Below are 6224 nucleotides of genomic sequence, written 5' to 3'. Positions count from 1 at the left end.
GGCCGACAAGCGGCCCAGATGCCCGCGTTCAAATGGGTGAATACGGTACTGGGCAACGTGAAGACGGCGCTGAGTGGGACCTACCATTCGGTGGCATATGCCAAGTACGCTGCGCGCTACCTAGCCGAGTTTGCGTACCGCTTCAACCGCAGATTTGACTTGGCCGCCATGCTGCCGCGTCTGCTGCGCGCGGCTGTGACGACCCAGCCACTTCCATTGACTGTTCTTCGATACTCTGAGGCAAGTAGCTAATCAGGCAAAAAGGGCCGCTAGCGCAGGTAGTATCTGCGCCAGAAGCTCTCATTACGATAGCGCCTTGGGCTGCGGTGCCGGGGGCAGCTGGGCGGGCCCCGGGGCCGGTTTCCCGCGCAGCTTCGCCCCCATGCGCTTGAACCAGTGCTCCAGGTCGTCGATGTAGGTGAACACGGCAGGCACCACCAGCAGGCTGAGCACAGTGGAGGTGATGAGGCCGCCAATCACGGCCACCGACATGGGGCTGCGGAAGCTGCTGTCGGCGGCACCCCAGCCCAGGGCGATGGGTAGCATGCCGGCGCCCATGGCCAGGGTGGTCATGATGATGGGGCGGGCGCGTTTGTGGCAGGCGTCCAGCAGCGCTTCGACGCGGGTCATGCCGTGGTCTCTACGGGCGACAATGGCGTATTCGACCAGCAGGATGGAGTTCTTGGTGGCGATGCCCATCAGCATCACCAGGCCGATCAGCGAGGGCATGGAGAAGCTCTTTTGCGCGATTAGCAGGCCCACGAAGGCGCCGCCCAGCGACAGCGGCAGCGCGCACAAAATCGTTACCGGGTGCAGGAAGTCCTTGAACAGCAGCACCAGCACGATGTAGATGCACAGCACGCCGGTCAGCATGGCCAGGCCGAAGCTGGCGAACAGCTCGCCCATCACTTCCGCGTCGCCCACCTCCACCACTTTCACGCTGGGGGGGAGCTGCTGGATGGAGGGCAGCTTTTGCACGGCGGCGGTCACGTCGCCCAGCGGCAGGCCGGACAGTTCGATTTCAAAATTGACGTTGCGCGTGCGGTCATAGCGGCTGATGACGGCCGGGCCGCCGGTGGTCTGCAGCGTGGCCACCTGGCCCAGCATGACGGGGCCTTTGCTACCGGGCACGGCCAGGCGTTCCAGCACGGCCAGGTCTTTGCGCGCGGCGTCATCCAGCTTGACCAGGATGGGCACCTGGCGCTGCGACAGGTTGAGCTTGGGTAGCGAGGTGTCGTAGTCGCCCACGGTGGCGATGCGCAGGGTTTCGCCGATGGCGTTGCTGGTCACGCCCAGGTCGGCGGCGCGCGCGAAGTCGGGGCGTACGGCGATTTCTGGGCGTATCAGGCTGGCGGTGGAGGCCACGCTGCCCAGGCCGGGGATGGTGCGCAAATCCTTGCCCACGGCCATGGCGGCCTCTTGCAGGGCCATCGGGTCTTCGCCGCTGAGCACCAGCACATACTTCTCGCCCGAGCCGCCCAGGCCCACCTTGCTGCGCACGCCGGGCAGGGCCTCCAGCGTGGCGCGCATGCGGTTTTCAATCACCTGTTTGCGCGGCCGTGCGCCGCGGTCGGTCAGGGTGATGGTCAGCGTGGCCTTGCGGGTTTCGGCGGTGCCGGCGGGCGCAAACGGGTCGCCGCCCACACTGCCGCCACCCACGGTGGTGTAGATGCTTTTCACATCTTCCAGCTGGGCCAGTAGCAGGCGCGCCTGCTCGGCCACCGCGCTGGTTTGCGCCAGGGTGGAGCCGGGCGGCAGCTCCAGCGTGACCTGGGTTTGCGAGTTGTCGTCGGGCGGGATGAAGCCGGTGGGCAGCAGCGGGATCAGCATCACCGAGCCGATGAAAAACAGCGTGGCGCCGACCATGGTCAGCACCCGGTGCTTCAGGCACCAGGCGGCCCAGCGCATGTAGACGCGCAGCCAGCCGGGCTCCTTCTCCGCGGTGACGATGGGCTTGAGAATGTAGGCCGACATCATTGGCGTCAGCACCCGCGCCACCACCAGCGATGCCACTACGGCCAGCGCGGCGGTCCAGCCAAACTGCTTGAAGAACTTGCCGGCAATGCCGCTCATGAAGGCCGTGGGCAGGAACACCGCCACCAGGGTGAAGGTGGTAGCGATGACGGCCAGGCCGATCTCGTCCGCCGCCTCCATGGCTGCCTGGTAGGGCGTCTTGCCCATGCGCAGATGGCGCACGATGTTCTCCACCTCGACGATGGCGTCATCCACCAGAATGCCCACCACCAGCGACAGCGCCAGCAGCGTGATCACGTTCACCGAGAAGCCCAGCCAGGCCATGCCGATGAAGGCCGGAATCACCGACAGCGGCAGCGCCACGGCCGACACAAAAGTGGCGCGCCAGTCGCGCAGAAACAGCCACACCACCACCACGGCGAGGATGGCGCCCTCGTACAGTAGATGCATGGAGCCGGTGTATTCCTCTTGCACCGGGGCCACGAAGTTGAAGGACTCGGTGAGCGTGACGTCGGGGTGCTGGGCCTTGAGTTCATCCAGCGCCTTTTCTACCGCTGCGCCGACGGACACCTCGCTCTCGCCCCGGCTGCGCGAGACTTCAAAACCGACTACCGGCTTGCCGTTGAGCAAGGCGGCGGAGCGTTGCTCGGCGGTGCTGTCGCTCACGGTGGCCACCTGGTCCAGGCGGATGCGGCGGCCGTCGCTCAGCGCCAGCTGCAGCTGGCCTAGCTCCTGGGCGGTTTGTACCGTGGCCAGGGTGCGCACGGGTTGCTCGCCGCTGCCCAGGTCGGCACGGCCGCCAGCGCTGTCCAGTTGCACCAGGCGCAGCTGGCGCGAGATGTCGGCGGCGGTGGCGCCCAGGGCCTGCAGTTTCAGTGGGTCCAGCGACACGCGCACCTCGCGCGTCACGCCGCCCACGCGGCTCACCGCGCCCACGCCGCGCACGGCCAGCAGCTTGCGCGTGACGTCGTTATCGACAAACCAAGACAGGGCCTCGTCGTCCATCTTGGGGCTGGTGATGGTGAAGGCCAGCACCGGCTGGGCCGCCATGTCCATCTTGGCGACGATGGGGTCGCGCACATCGGCGGGCAGGTCGCTGCGCACCGTGGCTACGGCGGAGCGCACATCGTCCACCGCTTCTTGCACCGGCTTCTCCAGCCGGAACTCAGCGGTGACGACCACGCCGCCATCCTTCACCGAGGTGTAGATGTGCTTCAGGCCCTGCACGGTGGCGATGGAGTTCTCGATCTTGCGGGCCACCTCGGTTTCCAGCTGCGCCGGCGCGGCGCCGGGCAGGGACGCGGTGACGGTGACTGTGGGCAGGTCGATGTCAGGGAAGTTCTGCACCTTCATCGCGTTGAAGGACAGCAGGCCGGCAAAGGTCAGCATCACGAAGAGCATGACCGCCGGAATGGGGTTCTTGATGGACCAGGCGGAGACATTCATAAATGCTCCTTATTTGCTAGCTGCTACCGCAGGAGCTGCCTGCGCTGCGGTCGTATTGGGCTTGGAAGTCTCCAGCACGCGCACCAGGTCGCCGTCGTTCAGGAAACCGGCGCCGCTGGCCACCAGCTGTACGTCGGGCGGCAGCGGGCTCAGCAGCTCGACCCGGTCGCCGATTTGCCGGCCGGTTTGCACCTTGATCTGCGTGACGCGCTTGTCGGCGTTCAGCCGGTAGACGTAGCTGAAGGCGTCGCGCACCACCACGGTGGTTTGCGGCACGGTCAGCGCATTGGTCTGGCCGAGTTCGAACGCGCCCTTGGCGAACATGCCGGCTTTCAGGGCATTGCCCGCAGGCAGGTCCACATAGACCAGGCCGGCGCGGGTTTGCGTATCCACCGTGGGGGCGACCATGCGCACCTTGCCTTTGACCGGCGTGCCGTTGGCCGTGCTGACCTGCACGTTGGTGCCTGCGCGTATGCGTTCCAGCTCGCTGGCGGTGACCTCGGCGCGCCACTCCAGCCGGCCCTGGCGCACCATGCGGAACAGCTCGGTGCCGCTGCCCAGCACGGCGCCCACGGTGGCGCTGCGGGCGCTGATGACGCCGCTGTCGGGCGCCAGCACCGTGGTGTTTTTCATGCGCTGCTGCTGCACCACTACCGTGGCCTTGGCGGCCTCGACGCGTGCCTTGGCGACCTGCTCGGTGGTCAGGTACTGGTTGATCTGCTGCTCGCTCAGGGCGCCGGTGCTTTGCAGGGTGCGGGCGCGGGCGGCGTTACCGCTGGCGTCCAGCGCATTGGCCTCGGCCTCCAGCAGATTGGCCTTGGCCTGGGCCAGGTCGGCCTGCACGCTCTCGGCGGCAAAGATGGCCAGCACCTGGCCGGCACGCACCACGTCGCCCACATTGGCGCGCACCTCCTGCAGGCGCAGGCCGGCGGCCTCGCTGCCGATGCTGGCCTCCTGCCAGGCGGCGACGTTGCCGTTGGCACTGAGCTGCAGCGGCCAGGCCAGCGCCTGTGGCTGCACGGTGGTGACGCTAAGCGCCGGCTTGGGCTGGGCCTTGGGCTTGTCATCCGCCGCTTGGGAATTTATGGAAAAAAGACCTGCAGCGCAGATAGACAGTGCGCAAGCAGCTGCGAAAACGATAGCGTTGGGTTTGAAAGTCATGCGGTGTGTCCAGGGTGTGTCAGGGCTATTGCGCAGTGTTTGCGGTGCTGGCGGTGGTGTTGGCATCGGGGCCGGCCCAGCCGCCGCCCACGGCGCGGTACAGGGCGACCCAGGCCAGCAGGCGCTCGCGCTGCAGGGCGATGACGTTGGTGTCGGCGGCCAGGGCGTTGCGGCGCGCGTCTTCGAGTTCGGGCAGGCTGGCCAGGCCGGCTTTGTAGCGGGCCTGGGTGGCCTCGTACGATGCCTGGTAGCCGGCGGCAGCGGTCTGGGTGTCGGCCATGCGGTCGTCGCTGCTGCGCAGGTTGACCAGGGCCTCCTCTACCTCGCGCACGGCCTGGCGCACCTTGGCTTGGTACAGGGCCACGGCCTCGGTGTAACGGGCCTGGGCGGCGTCGATGTTGGCGCTGCGCACGCCGCCGTCAAACAGCGGCAGCGACAGGCTCAAGGGGCCTATGGACCAGGTGTTCATGTCCACATTGCCGCCGCCGGTGCGGTAGCTCAGGGCGCCGATGTTGCCGCTTAAGGCCAGGCGCGGGTAGCGTTGGCCCTGGGCGTTGCCCACGTCGAAGCTGGCGGCGGCCACGTCGCGCTCGGCGCTGAATACATCGGGCCGCTGGGCCAGTGCCTGGGCCGGGATGGATGCTATGGAAAACAGAGCTATCTGCGTAGAAGGTGCGGGCGCTGCAGCCAGCTTTTGTGCTAAGTCTGCCTCGGGCAGCGCGGTCAACGCCACCATGGCCTTCAGGTACAGATCGCACTGCGTGAGCTGTTGGTTGAGGCGGTTATTCGCCTCGGCGGCACTGGCGCGGGCCAGCGCGTCCACCGCCGGGGCGGTGAAGCCGGCGCGGGTGCTCAGGTTGGAGAGGCGGGCCGTCTCCTGGCGCGAGCGGGCGTCTTGGCCGGCCAGGCCGCGCAGCAGGGCACAGGCGCGCACATTGACGTACTGGTTGGCCACCTCGGCGGCCACCGACACGCGGGCGTCATGCCACAGCGCCTGGGCGCCCTGTTGGCGTGCCTGGGCGGCGTTCAACGCGGCACGCTGGGTGCCAAACAGGTCGATCTCCCAGGCTGCCTGCAGCCCGCCTTGCAGCGTGGTGGCGACGGGTGTGGCGGGTTGCGAAATACCCCGGCTGACGCTGGCCGATGCGTCCAGCGTGGGGCCCAGCGCGGCGCCCGCGCCCACGGCGGTGGCGCGGGCCTGGGTGATGCGCGAGGCGGCCGAGGCCACCGTGGGGCTGACGTTTTGCGCGGCTTCAATCAACTGCACCAGCAGCGGGTCGTCCAGCCGCTGCCACCAACTGGCCAGGTCGCCCAGGTCACCGTGGTGGGGCATGGTGGAAGGCAGTGCCGCCTGCCACTGCGCGGGCGCTACGGCCGCAACGCTGGGGGCCGGCGGCGGCGTGCTGGCGCAGGCTGCGAGCCACAGCGGCAGGCTGCACAAAAGAGTCCATCGGGGCACATGCATGCAGAAAGCTCCTGGGGGATGGGGGGCCTATCGTAATGGGGGGAACCTGGCTTGTAGAAAGCCTGGCTGGCATATGTCCGCCAAGGGGTGGACGCCGCGCCGCCATGGTGCCAGAGACGGCGCTTGGTGTTTTCGCAGCCGCGTATCGGATTGTGTCGATTTATGTCAAAACCACAGC

4 protein-coding genes are annotated in these 6224 nt (G+C 67.5%); 1 reads left to right on the top strand and 3 read right to left on the bottom strand.

The features are described from left to right. Positions 1–252, top strand: a 252-nt coding sequence (locus AC07VY_RS04105; protein ID WP_495119473.1) for a transposase, incomplete at its 5' end; no start/stop codon positions are given. 51 nt (positions 253–303) lie between these two features. Here the strand turns inward: AC07VY_RS04105 and AC07VY_RS04100 are convergent. From AC07VY_RS04100 to AC07VY_RS04090, 3 genes are read right to left on the bottom strand one after another with little or no spacing between them, the layout of a single operon-like run. Beyond that, positions 304–3420, bottom strand: a complete 3117-nt coding sequence (locus AC07VY_RS04100) for an efflux RND transporter permease subunit (RefSeq protein ID WP_495096402.1) — start codon at positions 3418–3420, stop codon at positions 304–306. A gap of 9 nt (positions 3421–3429) precedes the next feature. Continuing rightward, complete coding sequence (locus AC07VY_RS04095) at positions 3430–4581, bottom strand: efflux RND transporter periplasmic adaptor subunit (RefSeq protein ID WP_495096401.1); 1152 nt, start codon at positions 4579–4581, stop codon at positions 3430–3432. Between the two features lie 25 nt (positions 4582–4606). After that, entirely contained in the window at positions 4607–6046 is a 1440-nt protein-coding gene (locus AC07VY_RS04090) for an efflux transporter outer membrane subunit (protein ID WP_495096400.1), read from the bottom strand. Positions 6047–6224: the final 178 nt, after the last annotated feature.

It is taken from the genome of Rhodoferax sp. GW821-FHT02C08, from assembly GCF_059421805.1.
The sequence above is the reverse complement of the archived record's forward strand: the minus strand, read 5'-3'. Positions and strand labels throughout refer to the sequence as shown.

Coding starts and splice junctions, on each gene's coding strand:
- AC07VY_RS04095 (WP_495096401.1), bottom strand. CDS start 4,581: ATGACTTTCAAACCCAACGCTATCGTTTTCGCAGCTGCTTGCGCACTG.
- AC07VY_RS04100 (WP_495096402.1), bottom strand. CDS start 3,420: ATGAATGTCTCCGCCTGGTCCATCAAGAACCCCATTCCGGCGGTCATG.
- AC07VY_RS04090 (WP_495096400.1), bottom strand. CDS start 6,046: ATGCATGTGCCCCGATGGACTCTTTTGTGCAGCCTGCCGCTGTGGCTC.